Source organism: Flavobacterium stagni, assembly GCF_004122105.1.
GTDB lineage: Bacteria > Bacteroidota > Bacteroidia > Flavobacteriales > Flavobacteriaceae > Flavobacterium > Flavobacterium stagni.
This window is the reverse complement of sequence record NZ_SBKN01000005.1, coordinates 211,707-233,458: the sequence shown is the minus strand read 5'-3', so window position 1 is coordinate 233,458 and position 21,752 is coordinate 211,707. Positions and strand designations below refer to the sequence as shown.

Below are 21,752 nucleotides of genomic sequence, written 5' to 3'. Positions count from 1 at the left end.
TAAGGAATTGTCCTATGTTAAATTGTTCCTAATATGAGCCGCTGTTTTTTCACTCGCGCCCAAACCTCCTAATTTTGTTTCGAGTTCGTCGTATTTTGCCAATAATTGAGTGCGATAATTGGGGTCTAAAATCTTATGCAATTCCTCTTGAATTCGGTCGTGATTCAATTCGTCCTGAATCAATTCGGCAACAACCGGTTCGTCCATGATTAAATTGACCAGCGAAATGTATTTAAGTGTAATGATGCGTTTGGCAATTTGATACGAAATCGGGTTGGCGCGGTAGCACACAATTTCAGGCACTTTAAACAAAGCCGTTTCCAAGGTTGCCGTTCCTGAAGTGACCAATGCAGCATGTGCTATCGCTAATAAATCATAAGTTTTATTGGAAACAAATTTGATTGTTTTTCCTTGCAAAAACGGTTCGTAAAAAGAAAAGTCTTGACTAGGAGCGCCAGCAATCACAAATTGATAATCAGGGAAATCGGGGACAACGTTCAACATGAGTTGGAGCATTTTCGAAATTTCTTGTTTCCGACTGCCCGGTAAAAGGGCAATAATCGGGCGGTCGTCTAAACCGTGCGCCTTTTTAAAAGCAATTTCATCGGATTGGGGTCGGTTGTGAATAGCATCGATTAAAGGATGGCCCACAAAGGTTACAGGAAAATTATGTTTTTGTTCGAAATACTCTTTTTCAAAAGGCAAAATGACCGACAGTTGGTCGAAATCACGTTTGATGGCTTTAATTCTATTTTCTTTCCAAGCCCAAACTTGGGGCGCGATGTAGTAATGCGTTTTGATTCCTTGTTTTTTCGCCCATTTGGCAATCCGCATATTGAATCCAGGGTAATCAATGAATACAATGACATCAGGATTGAATTCAAGAATGTCCTTTTTGCAAAAAGATATATTACGAAGAATGGTGCCCAAATTGGAGACTACTTCGGCAAAGCCCATGAAGGCAAGATCGCGGTAATGTTTGACTAGGGTTCCACCCACCGATTGCATTAAGTCACCACCCCAAAAACGAATTTCAGCTTGCGCATCATTTTTGAATAGCGCTTTCATTAAGTTGGAACCGTGAAGATCGCCCGAAGCTTCTCCAGCAATGATATAGTACTTCATAATCAAACAAATAAAGTCAGCAGCGTAAGTAAACAAGTAGCGATTAACACACCATACGCCCAAAAATCTTTCTTTTTATTTAAAAACCAAAAAAAAGTAGCCAAATTCAACAAGGTGCCCAACGTAATGGTTTTACCTAAAATTCCTTCAGCTTTGGTGATTTTGAGGTTGTAATGTTGGTGAAAATCCGTCATGAAAAACAAAACCAATGCGATGCCGACAGCAGCAGTTGCTAATCCCGCCAAACAGCCAAAAAAAAGTTCTTTGTATCGATTCATATTACAATTCCCAACGATTTAAAACAGGTATTGCGTGATGCGCAGTCATATCAAATTGAACAGGAACCACAGAAATATAACCATTGGCTAATGCCCATTCGTCTGTGTCTTCACCTTTGTCAGGGTTGATAAATTCGCCTGTTAACCAATAATATTCTTTCCCAAAAGGGGTAGTTCGTTTGTCAAATTTTTCCTGCCAGTAGGCGTTGGCTTGTCGACAAATGCGAAAACCTTTAATTTCGTTTTCCGTCAATTTTGGAAAATTTACATTGAGCACTGTACCTTGCGGTAGTCCTTTGTCCAAAACTTCTAAAACTATTTTTTTTACAAACGATTTTGTAGGTTCGAAATTAGCGCCCCAACTAAAATCTTGTAAAGAAAACCCAATGGCAGGGATGCCCTCAATGCCGGCCTCAACCGCTGCACTCATCGTTCCTGAGTAAATCACGTTGATGGACGAATTTGACCCGTGATTAATCCCTGAAACACATAGGTCGGGTTTGCGTTTTAGCACTTCGTGAACCGCCATTTTCACACAATCTACGGGCGTTCCTGAACAACTGTATTCCAATATTGGTGATTCAGTAGCGGAGACGCGTTGCAAATGCAAGGTGTCATTGACGGTTATGGCATGTCCCATTCCGCTTTGAGGGCGATCAGGCGCGACAACACAAACTTCACCAATTTCTTGCATCACCGCAATTAGTGTTCGAATTCCGGGCGCAGTGATACCGTCGTCATTGGTCACTAAAATTAAGGGTCTTGATTGCATAGTTTGTTTTCGAATTGTAACAAAAGTACATATTTTGGGACTGATACGTGACAATTTTCCTAACTTTGGCAAAAGCCATGGTTTAACAAAATTTTATTCCAAGCCATCAATTGCTGGCATGGTTTTTTATGTAAATTAGGACACTTAATGAATGCAATTGTGAACTTTATGAAAAGACACTTCAAAAAAATCTTATTGGTACTGGTAGTTGCCATTGGATTGTGGAGCTTTATGCCCAAATCTAAAGACGGAGATCCCGAAAAAGACAAACTACTTTTAGAATTGTTAACCTATGTAATTGAGAAAGGTCATTATAACCCGGCAAACATTGACGATACGTTTTCAAAAGGAGTGTACAAAGAATACATCGATGCATTAGATCCATCTAAACGTTTCTTTTTACAGTCGGATATCGATGAATTTTCTAAATATGAAACGAAAATTGACGATCAAATTTTAGGTCGCGATCTAACGTTTTTTAATTTGACATACAATCGTTTGGTTCAACGTATGGAAGAGAGTCGGGCCTATTATCGCGAGATTTTGGAAAATCCGATTGACTATAAAGTTGATGAATCAATCAATACCGATTATGAAAGTGCTCCCTATTGTAAAGATGTTTCCGAATTAAAGGAGCGTTGGAGAAAACAAATCAAGTTATCTACACTTTCTTCTTTGGTGGAAAAACAAAAATTGCAAGAAAAGGGAGAAGAAAAGAAGGATGCTAAAATCGAAGTTAAATCGTATGAGCAATTAGAAAAAGAAACCCGCGATAATGCGTTAAAGTCGTTGAATGAGAATTTTGACTTCATCAAAGATTTAACGCGTTCGGATTGGTTTTCAGTATATGTAAATGCAATCACTACGCGTTTTGATCCCCATACATCGTATTTTGCTCCTGAAGACAAAGAGCGTTTTGATGTAAGCATGAGTGGGAAATTAGAAGGAATCGGTGCGCGTTTACAGAAGAAAAATGATTTCACAGAAATTACGGAATTAATTTCGGGTGGACCAGCATGGCGAGGAAAAGAATTGGAAGCAGGTGATATCGTGTTGAAAGTCGCTCAAGGTTCAGCAGAACCTGTGGATGTAGTTGGTATGCGCCTGGATGATGTGGTGAAAAAAATCAAAGGTCCAAAAGGAACGGAAGTTCGTTTAACCGTAAAAAAACAAGATGGTTCGTTGAAAGTAATTTCGATTATTCGAGATGAAGTTGAGATAGAAGAGACCTATGCACGTTCTAGTATTGTAGAGAAAAATGGGGTAAAATACGGGATTATTTATTTGCCTAAATTTTACATCGATTTTGAAAATAAAGACAGTCGTGATGCAGCCAAAGACGTAGCTGTGGAAGTTGAAAAACTAAAAGCTGCAGGCGTTCAAGGAATGATAGTGGATGTACGTGACAACGGAGGAGGTTCTTTAAAAACCGTTGTTGACATAGGTGGATTGTTCATTGATCAAGGTCCGATTGTTCAAGTACGTTCAGCGGCAGGACGCAAAGAAGTGTTGTATGATCGTGATCCCAAAGTTGCTTGGGACGGCCCGTTGGTGATTATGACCAATGAATTTTCCGCTTCAGCTTCAGAAATTTTAGCGGCAGCAATGCAAGATTACAAACGTGCCGTTATTGTTGGTGGAAAACAAACTTATGGTAAAGGAACAGTACAGAATGTAATTGATTTGAACCAATTTGTTCGTGGAAGTTCAGTAGGAGATTTAGGAGCATTAAAAACAACAACGCAGAAATTTTACCGTATCAATGGGGGTTCAACCCAATTGGAAGGCGTAAAAAGTGATGTGGTAATGCCCGATAAATATGCGTATTTAAAAATGGGTGAGCGCGATATTGATAATGCTATGCCTTGGGATAAAATTGATCCAGCACAATACAAAACATGGAGTAATGAACCCAACTATGATTATGCGTTAGCGAGTAGTAAAAAGCGAATTGCGAATAATACGCAAATGAAATTGATTGATGAAAATGCCAAATGGTTGGACGAACGTAATGATGTTACAACTTTTAGCCTTCAAATCGATAAATACAAGCAAGAGCAAAAGCAATTAGATGAAGCCAATAAGAAGTATAAATCATTGGGTGATTATACTAATAAATTTGAATTCAAATCGTTACCAGACGAAGAAGAACAAATGAAAACGGATGCAACATTAAAAGAAAAACGTTCGCGTTGGCATGAAAATTTATCCAAAGATATTTACATTGAGGAAGCCATTCACGTATTGGATGATTTACAAAACGGTTCCAATAAAGGGGTATCCAACAAAGTGAAAAAAGAAAAAATAATGAAGTCATAATAAAAAAGCCCCGAATTAATCGGGGCTTTTTTTATCGTACACGTTGCAATTTTTCTTTTGCCTTTTCAAGGTCTTGCTGTGTTTCTTGAATTCGTTCTTGTTGACGGAGAATTGCCTTATTGGCGGCTTCAAGATCATCGGGTTCTGTTTTATTCTTGCGAATTTTCTTCTCGAGTTTTTCTTGCATCTTGGTTAACTTGCGTTGTTCTTTCTGCAGTTTTTTCTCATAGGAATCTACACGGTCTTGGGCTTTTTCAATTTTACGTTGTTCCTTTTCAATTTTACGTAATTTATCTTCGGCTTTTTCCTTTTCGCGTTCGGCTTTGCGTTGCGCTTTTTCAGCCTTTCGTTGTTCTTTTTCAGCTTGTTTTTGTGCTTTTAAAGCTTCTTCTTGTTGTTTTTGAATAACTTCAGGTGAAACCGTTGTGGTTTGTTGTTCTTGTGCTGATAAATTAGCGCTGAAACACAGGAGTAAAGCGACTATGCTGATTTTTTGTATTGTTTTCATAAGCTTGGAATTTAAAAAAGTAAGGTACAATAATCCTTAATAAAGGGCTGATAAGATTCTGTTAAATCCTATTTTTACCACTCATTTACCTTATTGGCATCCATTTTAAGGAATATGAATAATAGAATAGTGAATCCCCATAATCCGGAACCTCCATAGGAGAAAAAGGGTAGTGGCACCCCAATGGTCGGGAAAACCCCAATAACCATGGCGATATTGACAAAGAAGTGGATAAAGAGAATTCCCGCGACACAATACCCGTAAACCCTACTGAATTTCGTTTTCTGTCGCTCCGCCAAATAGATGATGCGGAGTATGAGTCCGACAAACAAGCCAATCACAAAAAGACTTCCTAAGAATCCCCATTCCTCACCTACAGTGGTGAAAATATAGTCGGTATGTTGCTCGGGTACAAAGCCTCCTTTGGTTTGTGTGCCTTCCAAATAGCCCTTCCCAAACCAACCTCCAGAACCGATTGCAATTTCAGACTGATTGGTGTTGTAACCCACGCCTTTCATGTCGACTTCTTTACCCAATAAAATGTTGAAGCGGTCGCGGTGGTGTTGTTTGAAAACGTTATTAAAAACGAAGTTTACGGAAAATGTAAACACCGAAATCATCAAAAACATTAAAATACTTGCAAAAATATTGCGGTCGACTAGGCGACTTCGGTAATGATTAACAACAAGTGTTAAAGCCGTTAATCCGATTACAATATAGGGATTGTTTGTGGCTAATGTCAGAATGAAAAGTAAGATAGCAATAAAGCCTGTAACCAAATACCAGCCGGGTAATCCTTCACGATACAATACAAAAAAGAAAACAAAGTAAATTAATGCACTACCTGGGTCGGGTTGTGGAAGGATAAGCATTACGGGGAGAAAAACAATAAATAGTGCTTGTATTTGGCGGTTCATTTCGCGTAGATTCACTTGCACATCGCTTAAATATTTGGCCAATGCTAAGGCTGTTGCCGCTTTGGCAAACTCAGACGGTTGGAGGGTAAAACTACCAATTCCGTACCAGCAGCGTTGACCTGCTATTGTTTTTCCGAATACAAATAAACCAGCAAGTGAGAGAAGTGAAACCGCAAAAATAATGATGGAGTATTTCTCGTAAAACTTAGCCTCGATGGCTAAAATGGTAAATATAATCGGAATGGAAAAAAGGATAAATAGGAATTGTTTTCCATAAATCTGACTAAAGTCAAAGATTGAGGCATCCTCTGGCGCACCCGATAAGGAAGAAGAATAGATGTTCAACCACCCTAAAATAACTAGGGTAATGTATATCACAATGCTGATCCAGTCAATGTTGCTACTTACACTTTGGTTTCTCATGGTGTTTTTTTCTTAACCGTATCTTTTTTTACTTCTACAGGTTTTTTTGTGGCTAAAGAATCAATTTTACCTTTTTCTCGGGCTATACTGTCTTTCACGCGGGCATTTAATATTCCTAAACTGTCTTGGTGTTTTTGGGGATATCGCTTGTTGTATTGATCTTGTAAACTACCTTGTAACATGCGTTTTTCAAAATCTGTACGCGTGATTTTCCCTTTTAAATACCGTTCAATCATTAAGGTCGCGATAGGACCTGCCCAACGTTTTCCCCAATATCCATTTTCCACAAAAACGGCAATCGCGATTTTCGGGTTGTCTTTTGGTGCAAAAGCAACAAAAATAGAGTGGTCTTGTAGTTTGGTTCGTTTCCCGTTAATCACCATGAAGTTCTCTGCGGTACCTGTTTTACCACAAATTTCTATGCCTTCAACTCCTAATCCAGATGCTGTACCTGCGGGTCCATACACAGCATGCATTCCTTCAATGATGGGGTCAAAGTATTTGCGGTCAATAGTTGTTGTATGTTTCTGTCTATATTTTGGGTCAATAGGTTGGTTTTTGATTTTTTTAATGATATGAGGGGTATAATAATACCCGCGATTGGCAATGGTGGCCATAAAATTAGCCAGTTGTATCGGACTCATCAACACCTCGCCTTGGCCAATGGCATTGGAAACAATCGTTTTTCCATCCCATTTCCAACCGGCATAAGTACGATTATAAATTTTGGAAGTAGGAATATTTCCTCGAACACCAATCGGTAAATCGTAGCCCATAAAATCTCCCAAGCCAAAACTCTTTAAATGTTTTGCCCATAAGTCGACGGCATAGCCATGGTCGTTGTACTTATTGATGATTTTGATGTAGGAACTGGAGAAAAAGGTGTTACAAGATTCATAAATGGCGCGGTGCAATTGGATGGATCCACCCGAACAGTGGCAACGCATGAATCGCCCACGAGCATAACTAAACCCATGATTACAAACAAAACGGGTGCTGTCACTTATAACTCCCTCTTGCAAAGCCACGAGTCCGGTTAAAATTTTAAATGGAGAACCGGGTGTATATTGTGCTAAGAGTCCGCGATCATACAAGGGTTTGGCAATCGAATCGCGATATAATAAACTGTAGTTTTTCGAGCGTTGGCGCCCTACGAGTAAGGCTGGATCGTAATTCGGTGAAGTAACCAAGGCCAAAATCTCTCCTGTTTTGGGTTCGATAGCTACAATACCTCCCCATTTATTCACCATCAATTCTTCACCATATTGTTGCAAATCGCCATCTATAGTTAGCGTGATGTCTTTTCCTTGTTGGGCAATGGTATCGTATTTACCATCTTTGTAGGAACCAATTTCTCGGTTGAATTTATCGCGAAGGATGTGTTTAACCCCTTTTTGTCCGCGTAAAATCTCCTCGTAACTTTGCTCAATACCTTGTTTTCCAATCAAATCACCAGGTTTGTAATAGGGGTTTTTGGCTACAATCGCTTCGTTTACTTGAGCGATAAATCCAAAAACATTCGCACCATAACTTACTTGGTAATCACGAATCGACCTTTTTTGAATATAGAAACCATTGAATTTTCTAATTTTTTCTTGAAAAGCAGCGTATTCTAATTTATTGAGTTGGGGAAGAAATACCGAGGGGAGCATCGGACTATACACTCTTGCTTTTTCCATTTTTTTAAGAAAAAAGGCTTTGTCGATGTCTAATAATTGACAGAATTCAAGGGTGTCTAAATTTTTCACCTCACGAGGCACCACCATAATATCATACGACGGTTGGTTGGCAATCAAAAGTTTCCCATTACGATCGTACACATAACCGCGCTCGGGATAATCGTATTTGATTTTAATCGCATTATTCTCTGATTTCAGTTTGAACGAATCGTCAATGATTTGCAAGAAAAAAATACGAATCAACAATAAAGAACCCGCAATGATTACTAAGGAAGGCAATAAAACTTTTCTCATCGTTTTCCAGGCTTAATTAAATAGATGATCAGAATACACATGAGGATTGTAAACAAAGTACTTACAAGCGTGCGAACGATAATGCTCCAGAAAAATTCTAAAGCGAATATTTCCATAAGAAACATACACAGATGGTGTACGGTAACCGCAATGAGTATAAACGAAAACCGTTCCGGTGTGAGAACATCATTTAATTTAACGGTTTGGTATTCATAACTCAAACCAAAGGAAAATTTAAAAATGGCTGGACGAATGGCTGCTAGAGTAATACAAGCCGCTGTATGAACGCCACCCGAGTTGCAAAATAAATCCATCACAATTCCCAATAGAAAACTCGCAGCAAGTAAGCCATAGCGGTTTCCGTTTACAGGATACAAAATGATGAATAAGATATAAGGATAAGGATTAATAAATCCTAAAAAGTTGATGTTGTTAAATAGCACAACCTGCACCAAAAGGAGCAAAACAAATCGGGCGGTATTGAAAAGTAAGGCGTTACTGTTCATTTTGCTTTTGTGTTTTCTTTTCTAGGTTGAGTATTTCGTTACGGTCTTTGTTGCGAATAATATACACATGACCTAAGCTAGTCATATCGTTAAATAAACGAACGTTGATGGTGTAATAATTCGTTTCGTCATCCGTGTAAATATTTTCAATGGTTCCAATATTGATATTTTCTGGGAATATCGTGGATTGTCCGCCGGTTACAATCGTGTCTCCTTTTCGAACTGAAGCCAAACGGGGTACGTCGATCAATTGTACAAAACCTGTATTTTTCCCATTCCAAATCAAAGAACCAATGTGATTTGATTTTTTGATTTTGGCATTAATCGGTGATTCGGTATTTAAAATACTCAATACGGTCGCATAATTGGGGGAAACATCTTCGACAACACCCACAATACCTAAACTATTAATTACCCCCATTTCTTCTTTGATGCCTTGTTTTGCACCAGAATCAAGGGTAAGGAAGTTAACTTGGGAGCTGTAGGAATTGTGAATTACTTTGGCTACAATCAAATCAATTTTTTTCACACCTTTAATGGAATCCAAAAGCGGCACTTTAGTCGTGTCTTTTTGATTGAATAAGATGCTTTTTAAACGCGCATTTTCCAGAGCCAACTCTTCATTTTTCGTTTTAAGGTTGAAATATTCGTTGACATCATTGATGCGCTGATAAATGCCACCCGTTAAAAAATTGGCCGAACTAATCACTTTACTTCTGTGGTAGGAATGCGACTGAATTGTAAGCGATACCGCTATTGCCATAAGCAGCAAAAACAGCATACGATAGCTGTTTTTAAATAGGAAATTAAATATTTGCTGCATGTGTTACACTACTAGGTACGACTCGAATCAATGCTAAAGTTAGGGAATTCTAGTATTATTTAATCAGAATACTTCTGAATTTTGGAATGTTTTTTAACGCCATTCCAGTTCCACGAACTACTGCTTTCAACGGATCTTCGGCAATGTAAACCGGTAAATCCGTTTTTAATGAAATTCGTTTGTCTAATCCGCGTAACATCGAACCTCCACCGGCTAAGTAAATACCCGTATTGTAAATATCTGCCGCTAGTTCTGGTGGCGTTTGAGATAAGGTTTCCATAATCGCATCTTCAATACGTTGAATGGATTTATCTAACGCTTTAGCGATTTCACGGAACGATACTTCTACTTGTTTTGGTTTACCCGTTAACAAGTCGCGTCCTTGAACTGACATGTCATCAGGTGGTGAATCCAATGAATCGGTTGCTGCACCAATGGTAATTTTGATTTTCTCTGCGGTCGTTTCCCCAACAAAAAGGTTGTGTTGGGTACGCATATAATAAATAATATCGTTGGTAAATACGTCACCTGCAATCTTCACAGATTTGTCGCATACAATTCCGCCCAAGGCAATAACCGCAATCTCGGTAGTACCACCACCGATATCTACAATCATATTTCCTTTCGGTTGCATGATGTCGATTCCAATACCAATTGCCGCAGCCATCGGTTCGTGAATCAAATATACTTCTTTACCATTCACGCGTTCACACGATTCTTTTACCGCACGCATCTCTACTTCAGTAATTCCTGAAGGAATACATACAACCATACGTAACGCCGGAGTGAACATTTTTTTCTTTAAGGCAGGGATGCTTTTGATGAACGCTTTGATCATTTCTTCAGAAGCCGCAAAATCTGCAATAACTCCGTCTTTTAACGGTCGGATGGTTTTTATGTTTTCATGGGTTTTACCCTGCATCATGTTGGCTTCTTTTCCAACAGCAGTAATTTTACCCGTAATACGATCACGAGCAACAATTGACGGTGAATCAATGACTACTTTGTCGTTGTGAATGATTAGGGTATTGGCGGTACCAAGGTCAATTGCGATGTCCTCAGTCATGAAATCAAAAAATCCCATACGATTCTATAAGGGTGTTAGTTCGTTATTTATTAATCAGCCCACAAAAATAATAAAATTAATGTTTGAAATGACGCGTACCTGTAAATACCATTGCAACATTATTTTCGTTGCAATAATTGATGCTTAATTCATCTTTAATTGAACCACCGGGTTGAATTACCGCAGTGATTCCAGCATGGTTTGCAATTTCAACACAGTCAGGAAATGGGAAGAAAGCATCACTCGCCATTACCGCTCCTTTTAAATCAAATCCAAACGAATTGGCTTTCTCAATCGCCTGACGTAATGCATCAACGCGAGAGGTTTGACCCGTTCCCGAAGCAATCAATTGGCCATTTTTTGCTAAAACAATTGTATTGGATTTGGTGTTTTTGCAAATTTTTGAAGCAAAAAGCAAATCGTCTATTTCTTGATCTGTGGGTTTAGAAGTGGTAACGTAAGTAAGTCCCGCTTTAGTATCGGTACTGTTATTTCTATCTTGAATTAACAGACCGTTTAAGCAAGTACGTAGATTTTGGTTGGGTAACGCTACTTCATGTTGAACCAAAATAATGCGGTTCTTTTTTTCTTGTAATACAGCAATGGCTTCTGCATCATAAGCAGGTGCAATGACTACTTCACAAAACAACTGATTGATTTCTTGAGCAGTAGCCAAATCAATACGACCATTAGCAATTAATACTCCTCCAAACGCTGAGGTGGGGTCGCCCGCTAATGCATCCAAATAAGCGGCTTTCATGGTAGATCTAGTCGCTAGTCCACATGCATTGTTGTGTTTTAATATGGCAAAAGTGGGTTCGTTGTTTTTAAATTCTAAAATTAAATTCACCGCCGCATCGACATCCAATAAATTGTTATAAGACAATTCTTTGCCGTGTAACTTGGTAAACATCGCATCAAAATCACCAAAGAAGAATCCTTTTTGGTGCGGGTTTTCACCGTAACGCAAAACCTGTCCTTGGTCTGAACTTACTTTGAAAATCGTTTCTTCTTCATTAAAATAATTGAAAATTGCGGTGTCATAATGCGAAGAGGTATGGAACGCTCTGGAAGCTAAAAACTTTCTTTGAGCCAACGTGGTGCTGCCATTTCCTGAAGTAAGCATTTCCAAAAACAAACTGTATTCATTGACAGATGGAACGATAACGGTGTCTTTAAAGTTTTTGGCTGCTGCTCGAATTAAAGAAATTCCGCCGATATCAATTTTTTCGATAATATCCGCTTCCGAAGCACCTGAGGCTACCGTTTTTTCAAAAGGGTAGAGGTCAACAATGACTAAGTCCAATTGGGGAATCTGATATTCTTCCATTTGCGCCACATCTGAAGCATTGTCTTGACGGTTTAAAATGCCACCAAAAATTTTTGGATGTAATGTTTTTACGCGTCCTCCTAATATGGAAGGATAATCGGTTACTTCTTCCACGGGAACTACAGGAATTCCAAGGTTTTTAATAAATTCTTCGGTTCCGCCAGTGGAATAAATAGTAACGTTTAAATCGTGAAGTTTACGTACGATGGGTTCGAGACCGTCTTTCGAAAATACCGAAATAAGGGCCGACTGAATAGGTTTTGTAGTCGTCATTGTGTTGTTGTTGTATTAAGGCGCAAAAGTAGTTCATTTTAAGCGTTTTTTGAAAACTATTTTTTTAAAAAATAAAATAGACGCTCACGATGTAACAATTCCCGAAAACGCCCTACAAATGGTTATCTTTGAGTATCTATAAATTTATGTTATTATACCTTCGTTTATTGAAAGAAAGTTTTGCGTTTGCAGTTAATGCTTTGCGCAATAATAAGTTGCGGACATTTCTTTCGTTACTTGGGGTGACCATAGGTATTTTTTCCATCATAGCCGTTTTGGCAGCCGTTGATTCTTTAGACCATAAAATCAAAAAAGAATTGAGTAGTTTGGATAAAAACACCATTTATCTTTTTAATGACAGTTTTGGACCTTCCGATATTCCTGCCTGGAAACGCGAGCAATTCCCGAATGTTACCTATGCAGAATATGAATTTCTAAAAGATAATTTGGACGATGCCGAAGAAATGTCGTATCAAATTTTCTTGAGTCCGGAAAATATGAAATTCGAAGATAAAACGGTTACCAGTGTCAATGTGGTGCCAGTAACCAATTCATTTATCGATATTCAAGGTTTTGAATTTACCGACGGCCGTTTTTTTAATGAATCCGAATCCAATTCAGGGGCAGCGGTGGCGGTTATTGGAGCCGACTTGGCCGAAGGCTTGTTTGGAGATTTTAATCCAATAGGGAAACAAGCCCGTTTGTATGGTCAACGATTTACGATAGTTGGGGTATTGAAAAAGAAAGGGGACGGGATGTTTGGCAATGACGATTCTTCCGCTATTATCCCAGTGAATTTTATCCGAAGAGCCTTAGGAGAAAATAAATACCAAACGCCAATTATTATTGTCAAACCCAAAAAAGGCATAGATATGCAAGCGTTTAAGGCAGAATTGTCTATGAAACTGCGCAATTACCGCGGGATGAAAGTCGATGAAGAAGATAATTTCTTTATTAATGTGTTTTCAGGATTCACCGATTTAATTGATGGAATTATCAGTATGATGAATCTAGGAGGTTGGATTATCGCTGGCTTTTCGTTATTGGTGGGCGGATTTGGTGTCGCCAATATTATGTTTGTTTCTGTAAAAGAACGCACCAATTTGATTGGGATTCAAAAATCGTTGGGTGCCAAAAACCGTATGATTTTGTTCCAATTTTTATTTGAAGCCGTTATCCTTTGCTTGTTCGGAGGTTTGGTCGGTATTGGATTGGTTTGGGGGCTCACATTTATTCTAACTTCAGCGTTGGATTTTGAGTTTATCCTTAGCTTTAGCAATATTGTTTTGGGTTCGGTTTTAGCGATAACAATCGGTGTAGTTTCCGGAATTTTGCCTGCCATTTCTGCAGCCAAATTAGATCCTGTAGAAGCCATTCGCAGTGGAATGTAATTTTCTTTAGCATAAATAAAAAAGCACAATAGAAAACCTATTGTGCTTTTTTTATGGAGTACTATTTGAATTATCGAATCTCTTGGTTCAAGATTAAATCCAAATATAAATTCACTTTGTTTTTTAATTCTTTGCGGTGAGCAATGAAATCCAAGAATCCGTGATCCAAGACGAATTCAGCGGTTTGGAATCCTTCCGGTAAGTCTTTACCCGTCGTGTCACGAACCACGCGTGGCCCTGCAAATCCAATCAAAGCACCCGGTTCTGAAATATTAATATCACCTAACATCGCATAAGAAGCGGTTGTTCCACCCGTTGTTGGATCGGTACATAAAGAAATGTAAGGAATTTTTGCATCGGCTAATTGCGCCAATTTAGCAGAAGTTTTTGCTAATTGCATCAACGAATACGCCGCTTCCATCATACGGGCTCCTCCAGATTTCGAAATCATCAAGAAAGGAACTTTATGTTGGATGGAGTAATCAATACCACGTGCAATTTTCTCGCCCACTACAGCACCCATCGAACCGCCAATAAAGGCAAAGTCCATACAGCAAACTACCAAGTCTTTTCCTTTGGATTTTCCTACTGCTGTGCGAACTGCATCTTTCAGTTTGGTTTTATCCATTACTTCTTTTAAACGATCGGAATATTTCTTGGTATCCACGAAATCCAACGGGTCTTTGGAGGTCATTTTTGCATCCAATTCTTTGAATTCGTTGTTATCAAATAAGATTTCGAAATATTCTTTACTGCCAATGCGAACGTGGAAATCGTCTTCCGGACTTACCCATAAGTTTCTTTCTAATTCGTCTGCATCTACAATTTTACCGGTTGGAGATTTGTACCACAATCCTTTGGGTACGTCTTTTTTCTCTTCTGTAGCGGTCTTAATTCCTTTTTCAGTACGTTTAAACCAAGCCATAGTTATTGATTTAGCAATGCTGAATTATCAAAAATAATTCGGCACTTAAATGTTATAATGTGTTTACGTTATTCAAATCGGCAAATGCCTGCTCCAAACGAGCGTTGAATGTCATTTCACCTTCACGAACCCATTTGCGCGGATCGTAATGCTTTTTGTTAGGAGAATCAGCACCTTCTGGACTACCGATTTGCGTTCTTAAATAATCAATTTTATTTACCATATAATCACGAATACCTTCTGTAAACGCAAATTGTAGGTCGGTATCAATGTTCATTTTAATTACACCATACGAAATGGCTTCGCGAATCTCTTCCAAAGTAGATCCGGAACCTCCGTGGAATACAAAATCAACTGGATTTACACCCGTGTTGTATTTTTCTTGAACGTAATCTTGTGAGTTTTTAAGAATTTTTGGCGTCAATTTTACATTCCCTGGTTTGTATACCCCATGAACGTTACCAAAAGCCGCAGCAATGGTAAAGCGCGGACTTACTTTCATCAACTCTTCATAAGCATAAGCCACTTCAGAAGGTTGGGTATATAATTTTGAACTATCAACATCAGAATTGTCTACACCGTCTTCTTCGCCACCCGTAATTCCCAATTCAATTTCTAAGGTCATTCCCATTTTACTCATGCGTGCCAAATATTCTTTACAGATTTCAATGTTTTCCTGTAAAGGCTCTTCGGACAAGTCAATCATGTGCGATGAGAATAAGGGTTTACCCGTTTCTGCAAAATGTTTTTCAGAAGCGTCTAACAACCCGTCAATCCACGGCAATAATTTTTTTGCACAGTGGTCAGTATGTAAAATCACGGTCGCACCATAAGCCTCGGCTAAAGTATGGATGTGTTTCGCTCCAGCTACAGCTCCTAAAATAGCCGCTTGTTCACCAGCATTCGATAATCCTTTACCGGCATTAAATTGTGCACCACCGTTTGAAAACTGAATAATTACAGGGGCTTTTAATTTAGCTGCCGTTTCAATAGTACCGTTAATCGTGCTGGAACCTACCACATTTACAGCAGGTAAAGCAAATCCTTTTTCTTTAGCGTAAGCGAAAATCTTTTGAACTTCATCTCCGGTAGCAACCCCGGGCTTAATGTTGTGTGACATGATGTAGTTATATTTTTAGTTAAGTGTACAAAAGTAAAAATAAAAAAAATTAGAACGGATAATTTATCCCGATATTTAGAACGGATTTCGCTAAGTTAAACTCCCTCAGCCATTTATTTTCAATTTGTTCCGAAGGGTTGTAGGTTTTAAATCCGATGTCAAAGCGAACCACAAAAAGTCCTTGATCATAGCGCAAACCAAATCCTGTTCCCAATGCCATTTCTTTTAACGATTTCCATCCTTTAAATTGATAGGCCTCCTGGTCTACGGCATCGAAAATGTTCCAAATATTGCCCACATCTGCAAATACAGCACCGTTAAATTTGCCAAATAAATTACAACGAAACTCAGCATTGGCCGAAAGTTTCATATTTGCTTCGTTAAAGTCGTTGATTCCGCCGCTACTGCCCGGACCCAAACTGTAGGGTTGCCACGCTCGATTGTCATTGGATCCTCCAGAAAAATAACTTCGTGAAAAAGGAATGGTGTTGGAATTGCCATAAGGAACTGCCAAACCAGCAAATGTGCGCACGGCGATCACATTTTTACCTTGTAATGTCCAATGTTTGATAAATTCAAATTCACCTTTTAAATATTGTGAAAATTGTACTTCAAAAAAGGTATTGGCTCCCGATTGATTTTGCAATTGTTTGGAAGCACGGGCTAAAATAGATAACATATTTCCAGCCGACTCAAATTTGGTGCGTATGGAATAAAAATTATTGTCGCCCACGCCACGGCTCGTTGTTTTGTAATAGCTAACATTAGAGGCGAAAATCAAGTTGTTTTCGGTTAATCTTTTGCGGCGTTCTTCAATACTTCGTATGGTTTTTAAATCATCAGCCGATGTAGTGATTGTCGGATTGGGACCAAGTACGGCATTCACAAAACCGTTTGTTCCCTCGTCAATGATCAATTTCCCATTCGAAAATAACTGGGGAAAATTCGTGTCGGCATCGTAATAAATCGCCAAATTATTTAAAGCATCAAACGACGATTTGTATACATTAAAGTAATTGCTAATGTTTAAGTTTTTTACAAACTGAATATTGAACAAATCCAGACGAATGTTTTGATTTTTTTTAGGAACCCAATTGTACGTGAACGAACCCGTGAAGTTTTGTTTGTCCAATCCAATATTTTGCTGTTTGGCATAACCCATCGAAACCGTAGTGGTGGGCAACATGGTTTTTGGGATGATTTTTTCGGTATTAAAAAGGAAAAACAAACGAGGAAAATTCAATTTCGCATCCAAACCAATTTCAGAAATGTTGAAAAATGTATTGTTGGGATTGGCCAAGTCTTTGGAAGCTCCCACGTTTCCACGAAATCCGATTTCAAATGTTTCGGCACCATTAAAAACATTCCGAATGCCCAACGATGTATTTCCTGAAATACCAAAATCCTGAATGTTGGAATGGGTAAAGTCAACCGATGCCCCAAAAGTATATTTCTTCCGCGGCGTTAAATAAATATTCGCGATGAGTCCGTTGGGGTCTTTGGGGTCTTCTTTGTATTGAATCGTTGGATATTTAAAAACCCGTAAATTACTCAAATACTTGGTGGTTAATGTGGTATTGTTGTCAGAAAACAAACTTCCTTTGGTAATCAGAACCGCGTCGGTAATTGCTTTAGGGCGGTATTTTAATTTGTTTTCACTGTACAAAATAAAGTCATTATAGACCAAACTGTCTCTGACTTTGATTTCATTTTTACTCGTAGTTTGATCCGTGTAAATGGCTACTTTGTTGATTTTGTATAGGCGAAAGGGTTCCGTTACCGTTGAGTCATTTTTACGGTACGAATTGTCTTTGATAATTAAATTTACGTTTACTTTTTTTCCCGTACTAATGGTGTCCAAACTGTAACGAATGTAATTTTGCTGAAAATAAAAAGCACCATTATTTCGGAAATCACTCGTAATACGATCGCGCTCCCCATTCAACAATTCAGTGTCGTATTGTTTTCCGGATTTAATTAAGGTACGGTTGTTATGAATACGGAAAAGGGAATCGAGCATCGGACTCGTAATTGCCGTCTTCAGACTGTCAATGGTGTACGGAGTTTTACGGTTGACGTTGTATTTGATTTGAATTCTTTTCGTTGTAGAAGTGTCTTTTTCTATCGTAGTTTCAACATCAAAATAGCCTTTGTTATAATAGTAAGCATTTAATCGTTTGATGGATTTTTTTACGGCAGTGGAATCATAAATCGCAGGCGCTTCCCCTGTTTTCATTAAAAAATTACTCAACCCAGATACCACAAAGGATTGGCCCAAGCGTTCTACTTGTTTGGCGGATAATAATCGGTTTAAACGAGCTCTGCGCTTGGGTTTGCGGTCGAGCCATTGCTTGTAAAGACTGTCTGAATGTTGTTTGGCTAAGTTGTATAATTGTAATCGCAAACGGTATCCCAATATCGAAGTGTTCGGTTTTTGGTACAATTGAAAATAAACGACTTCATCATGATTGGGTTTTTTATCAATCACAATTTCATTTTTTGTCAATAAACGCTTGGATTCAGGTACCCGTTTGGTAACATCACAACTGAAGATGAACAACAGTATTACAATAAATAATGATATTTTTGTAAGGCGGTAGCGCAAAAGTTCAAAATTTAATTTCAAAAGTAACGTATTTTTATGGTTAGCAAAAACCAAATCAAGTTAATTGCATCTCTTCATCAAAAAAAGTACCGCGATCAAAACGGACTTTTTATTGCGGAAGGTTTTAAAGTAATTAATGAATTGCTGCATTCGGATTTTGAACTTCAAAACATCTACCAAACGACAGCTCTTTTTTCTGAAAAGCAATTGCCTGTGACGACCGTTTCTGAAACGGATTTGAATAAAATGTCAGCACTGAAAACCGCCAATAATTGTTTGGCCGTTTTTAAAATGGCACCCGAGCAAGCCATAGCACCACAAGGATTTCAATTGGTTTTGGATGACGTGCGCGATCCGGGGAATTTGGGAACTATTATTCGGTTGTGCGATTGGTTTGGGATACCCCAACTCATATGCAGTTTGCAAACCGCCGATTTGTATAATCCTAAAGTGGTGCAAGCAACTATGGGTTCGATGACACGGGTTCGAGTAATTTACACCGATTTATCCGCGTATTTGAGTTCGACGAATCTCCCCATCATGGGTACGTTTATGGATGGTGTAAATGTATATGCAACCCCATTGCCCAAAGAAGGGATTTTGATTTTGGGTAATGAAGCGAACGGAATTTCCAGTGCCGTTGAAGCTCTTGTGCAGCAACGATTAGCCATTCCGCGTTTTGGTGCTGTTCAAAAAACTGAAAGCCTGAATGTGGCTACAGCCGCGGCTATTTTTTTAAGTGAAATGCGTAGAAGGGATTAGTGGAAAGTGAAATTCACCACGAAACCGCGTGTTTTCATACCCGCAATATTTCCCGTCCATGGACTCGCCGGATTGTTATCGCGAATGAGTTCGTCATTCATCCCAAAAATACCCCGGATTGAGGGCGAGAACTTAAAATACTCCAAATAAATATCGATACCAAAGCCCAATTCATAATTATTGGTCCAAGGTTTTACACGAAATCGCTGTTGGTAATTGTCATCTATCGATTTAGAATTACTGGATAAATTCAAGGTTGCATCAATACCACCTACTAAATAAGGGCGAACATTACCCACACGTTGGGAGGAAAACTTAACCAAAAGAGGAAACATAATGTAGGTGGATCGCACTTCCCGCAGCGCATCTAAAGGTTTTGTAAATCCACTATAGGTAAGATTGCGTTGGGTGTAATAGAGTCCGGGTTCAAAGCGAAGGTCGATGTATTCGTGCAAGCGAAGATTACCTACCAAACCTACATTAAATCCCGTTGTATTGGCCACTGCAATATCTTTGACGGGTGGATTTATATAGTCAAATTTGAAATCAAAACTATTAAATCCTAAGAAGTAACCCCAATGTACCCGTTGTTTGTCAAAGTTTTCTAAATGAATAATCGGGTCTTTAGAAAAAATACCTTTTGATTGGGCCAAAACGCCCAAAGGGAAGCACAAGAGGATTAGGATTAATTTCTTCATAATTATTTTGATGCCGAATAAATGGTCGCAACTCCAAATGTTTGTGGCATAGCTTTCACGTCTATAAACCCAATTTTACGTAAAATATTGTTTAGTTTTTCACCATAAGGAAAAACAGCTGCAGATTCGGATAAATACCCGTAGGCGACATTGTCTTTGGAAAAGAGTTTGCCAATCAAAGGTAAAATGAATTTGGTATAGAAACGGTACCCTTGTTTAAATGGAGTTTTTTCGGGAACAGAAGTTTCTAAAATGACAAAAATACCGCCAGGTTTCAATACGCGTAAAATTTCGGCGAGACCTTTTTCAAGTGTTTCAAAATTGCGAATGCCAAAAGAAACCGTGATGGCATCAAAATGATGGTCAGGAAAAGGCATGTTTTCTGAATCGCCCAATACCATGTCAATTATGGTGTCTAAGTTTTGCGCTTTTACTTTTTGTTTGCCCACTTCCAACATGCCGGAAGAAATGTCTAAGCCCACAATTTTTGAGGCCTTGGTCTGCGCCATTAAAATAGCCAAATCCCCAGTTCCTGTGGCGATATCCAATACCGTTTCTGGCTGGGTAGCTTTCACCAATTGCAGTACTTTTTTTCTCCATTTTACATCAATTCCAAACGAAATCACCCGATTTAATCCGTCGTAATTACCGGAAATCGTGTCAAACATTTGGGTAACTTGTTCTTTTTTACCCAAGTTGGAATCTTTGTATGGGGTTACATTTTCTGCCATTTCACTTGCATTTTTAGCGGCACAAAGGTAGCGATAATTGCTCCTTTTTGTACCGAAATTTTCGGATTATCTTTTGGTAAACGTTTGAAAAGTAAAGGCGCAAAGGTGCTTTTCATCACTGGGATGGAATTCCTCCGATTCGATTTTCCATTCTTTTTCATCGATTTCTGGGAAAAAGGCATCGGCTTCAAAAGTAGCATGAACGCGAGTGAGTTCGATTTTATCCGCAAAAGGTAAGGCTTGACGGTAAATTTCGGCGCCACCAATGATATAGTTTTCTTCATCATTTGGACAAGAAGCGATTGCGGCTTCCAAAGAATGTACTACAATGCAGTTTTCGTACGCGTAATCGGTTTGACGGGTGATGATCACATGCGTGCGATTGGGCAGTGGCTTTGGAAAACTTTCAAATGTCTTCCTTCCCATAATGATGTAATGACCTGTAGTCAACGCTTTAAATCGTTTGAAGTCGTCGGGTAAATGCCAAACCAATTGGTTGTCTTTGCCCAAAGCATTGTTTTCAGCGGCTGCCGCAATTAAAGTAATCATAAGGTGCTTTTTTGCGTTGTAAAAATACGGGGTTTCCAGCAATTATTTTTTATTGAATTGCGAGTTCACGCCGATTTTAATACAATTTTGGCGTTTGTTGGACGGAAAATCATTCAATTTTTGAAAAGTCAAATTCATTATCTGAAAATAAGAAAACGTTTTCTTGATTTTATAATTTTTAAAAAGCAAGAAAAAAATGGGAATTTGATTTTAAAAAATGGTTGTTTTTGTGAAAATAATAAATCGTTTTTGTGGGGGTACAACCTTTGTTTTTATTGCGTTACTTTGCTTCAGTAATCTATAAATGAAATAGTTATGGCGATTAAGAAACAGTTTATTAAAACGAAACCGGTTTGTAAAGTGACGTTTACTGTGGAAGCTAAAGAAGCGGCTACTGCGTCAGTAGTGGGGGATTTCAACGATTGGAATTCTGAAGCCGGCTCACTATCAAAATTAAAGAACGGATCTTTCAAAGGCGCTTTTGATTTGCCAAAAGACAACTCCTTTGAATTCAGATATGTGGTAGATGGTGCATTTATTAATGATCCAGAAGCCGACAGCTACCGTTGGAATGCTTATGCCAACGCTGAAAACAGCGTTCTTGAAGTGTAAGTTTTAGTTGGTTTGTTTTAAAAATCCGCCCTTCAAGGCGGATTTT

At 38.6% G+C, this 21,752-nt stretch carries 20 protein-coding genes; 4 read left to right on the top strand and 16 right to left on the bottom strand.

The features are described 5' to 3' along the window. Window positions 1-12: 12 nt before the first annotated feature. The 3 genes from lpxB to surE are packed head-to-tail and all read right to left on the bottom strand — an operon-like array spanning window position 13 to window position 2,175. Window positions 13-1,125 (bottom strand): lipid-A-disaccharide synthase, encoded by a 1,113-nt coding sequence (gene lpxB / locus EQG61_RS09750; RefSeq protein WP_129461730.1) that lies wholly within the window; start codon window positions 1,123-1,125, stop codon window positions 13-15. Between the two features lie 2 nt (window positions 1,126-1,127). Then, window positions 1,128-1,403: a hypothetical protein gene (locus EQG61_RS09745; protein ID WP_129461729.1), complete on the bottom strand. Its 276-nt coding sequence runs from the start codon at window positions 1,401-1,403 to the stop codon at window positions 1,128-1,130. 1 nt (window position 1,404) lies between these two features. Then, window positions 1,405-2,175, bottom strand: a complete 771-nt coding sequence (gene surE / locus EQG61_RS09740; RefSeq protein WP_129461728.1) for a 5'/3'-nucleotidase SurE — start codon at window positions 2,173-2,175, stop codon at window positions 1,405-1,407. Between the two features lie 147 nt (window positions 2,176-2,322). On the opposite strand from surE, the gene EQG61_RS09735 reads away from it, so the two are divergent. Beyond that, window positions 2,323-4,494, top strand: coding sequence for a carboxy terminal-processing peptidase (locus tag EQG61_RS09735; RefSeq protein WP_129461727.1), 2,172 nt, complete (start codon window positions 2,323-2,325; stop codon window positions 4,492-4,494). Window positions 4,495-4,525: 31 nt separating this feature from the next. Here the strand turns inward: EQG61_RS09735 and EQG61_RS09730 are convergent, their stop codons facing one another. The 7 genes from EQG61_RS09730 to purH form a co-directional block, all read right to left on the bottom strand. Further along, window positions 4,526-5,002, bottom strand: coding sequence for a hypothetical protein (locus EQG61_RS09730; RefSeq protein ID WP_129461726.1), 477 nt, complete (start codon window positions 5,000-5,002; stop codon window positions 4,526-4,528). A gap of 74 nt (window positions 5,003-5,076) precedes the next feature. Next, window positions 5,077-6,342: a rod shape-determining protein RodA gene (rodA, locus tag EQG61_RS09725; RefSeq protein WP_129461725.1), complete on the bottom strand. Its 1,266-nt coding sequence runs from the start codon at window positions 6,340-6,342 to the stop codon at window positions 5,077-5,079. Continuing rightward, a complete protein-coding gene (gene mrdA / locus EQG61_RS09720; protein ID WP_129461724.1) occupies window positions 6,339-8,315 on the bottom strand; it encodes a penicillin-binding protein 2 in 1,977 nt (658 codons plus the stop codon). The genes rodA and mrdA overlap by 4 nt, the downstream gene beginning before the upstream one ends. After that, a complete protein-coding gene (locus EQG61_RS09715) occupies window positions 8,312-8,821 on the bottom strand; it encodes a rod shape-determining protein MreD (protein WP_129461723.1) in 510 nt (169 codons plus the stop codon). Before EQG61_RS09715 ends, mrdA begins: the two co-directional genes overlap by 4 nt. Beyond that, window positions 8,811-9,644, bottom strand: coding sequence for a rod shape-determining protein MreC (gene mreC, locus EQG61_RS09710; protein ID WP_129461722.1), 834 nt, complete (start codon window positions 9,642-9,644; stop codon window positions 8,811-8,813). The genes EQG61_RS09715 and mreC overlap by 11 nt, the downstream gene beginning before the upstream one ends. Before the next feature lie 55 nt (window positions 9,645-9,699). Beyond that, window positions 9,700-10,728: a rod shape-determining protein gene (locus EQG61_RS09705; RefSeq protein WP_129461721.1), complete on the bottom strand. Its 1,029-nt coding sequence runs from the start codon at window positions 10,726-10,728 to the stop codon at window positions 9,700-9,702. Window positions 10,729-10,786: 58 nt separating this feature from the next. Next, window positions 10,787-12,313, bottom strand: a complete 1,527-nt coding sequence (purH, locus tag EQG61_RS09700) for a bifunctional phosphoribosylaminoimidazolecarboxamide formyltransferase/IMP cyclohydrolase (protein ID WP_129461720.1) — start codon at window positions 12,311-12,313, stop codon at window positions 10,787-10,789. Between the two features lie 146 nt (window positions 12,314-12,459). On the opposite strand from purH, the gene EQG61_RS09695 reads away from it, so the two are divergent. Next, complete coding sequence (locus EQG61_RS09695) at window positions 12,460-13,704, top strand: ABC transporter permease (RefSeq protein WP_129461719.1); 1,245 nt, start codon at window positions 12,460-12,462, stop codon at window positions 13,702-13,704. Window positions 13,705-13,774: 70 nt separating this feature from the next. On the opposite strand, the gene accD is transcribed toward EQG61_RS09695, so the two are convergent. Genes accD through tamL form a run of 3 tightly spaced genes read right to left on the bottom strand, consistent with a single transcriptional unit; the run spans window position 13,775 to window position 18,375 of the window. Beyond that, on the bottom strand, window positions 13,775-14,629 hold the full coding sequence (gene accD / locus EQG61_RS09690; protein WP_129461718.1) for an acetyl-CoA carboxylase, carboxyltransferase subunit beta: 855 nt from the start codon (window positions 14,627-14,629) through the stop codon (window positions 13,775-13,777). A 52-nt stretch (window positions 14,630-14,681) separates the two neighbouring features. Continuing rightward, a complete protein-coding gene (gene fbaA, locus EQG61_RS09685) occupies window positions 14,682-15,749 on the bottom strand; it encodes a class II fructose-bisphosphate aldolase (RefSeq protein ID WP_129461717.1) in 1,068 nt (355 codons plus the stop codon). A 49-nt stretch (window positions 15,750-15,798) separates the two neighbouring features. Continuing rightward, window positions 15,799-18,375, bottom strand: coding sequence for a translocation and assembly module lipoprotein TamL (tamL, locus tag EQG61_RS09680; protein ID WP_235829053.1), 2,577 nt, complete (start codon window positions 18,373-18,375; stop codon window positions 15,799-15,801). Window positions 18,376-18,390: 15 nt separating this feature from the next. On the opposite strand from tamL, the gene EQG61_RS09675 reads away from it, so the two are divergent. Further along, window positions 18,391-19,116, top strand: coding sequence for a TrmH family RNA methyltransferase (locus EQG61_RS09675; protein ID WP_129461716.1), 726 nt, complete (start codon window positions 18,391-18,393; stop codon window positions 19,114-19,116). Here the strand turns inward: EQG61_RS09675 and porT are convergent. The 3 genes from porT to EQG61_RS09660 all read right to left on the bottom strand — a co-directional run bounded on the left by porT (window position 19,113) and on the right by EQG61_RS09660 (window position 21,094). Then, window positions 19,113-19,814, bottom strand: a complete 702-nt coding sequence (gene porT / locus EQG61_RS09670) for a type IX secretion/gliding motility protein PorT/SprT (RefSeq protein WP_129461715.1) — start codon at window positions 19,812-19,814, stop codon at window positions 19,113-19,115. The genes EQG61_RS09675 and porT overlap by 4 nt on opposite strands. A gap of 2 nt (window positions 19,815-19,816) precedes the next feature. After that, window positions 19,817-20,545 (bottom strand): bifunctional demethylmenaquinone methyltransferase/2-methoxy-6-polyprenyl-1,4-benzoquinol methylase UbiE, encoded by a 729-nt coding sequence (gene ubiE / locus EQG61_RS09665; RefSeq protein WP_129461714.1) that lies wholly within the window; start codon window positions 20,543-20,545, stop codon window positions 19,817-19,819. 66 nt (window positions 20,546-20,611) lie between these two features. After that, window positions 20,612-21,094: a dihydrofolate reductase gene (locus tag EQG61_RS09660; protein WP_129461713.1), complete on the bottom strand. Its 483-nt coding sequence runs from the start codon at window positions 21,092-21,094 to the stop codon at window positions 20,612-20,614. Window positions 21,095-21,409: 315 nt separating this feature from the next. Here EQG61_RS09660 and EQG61_RS09655 point away from each other — a divergent pair, with 315 nt between their 5' ends. Then, entirely contained in the window at window positions 21,410-21,706 is a 297-nt protein-coding gene (locus EQG61_RS09655) for an isoamylase early set domain-containing protein (protein WP_129461712.1), read from the top strand. Window positions 21,707-21,752 lie beyond the last annotated feature (46 nt).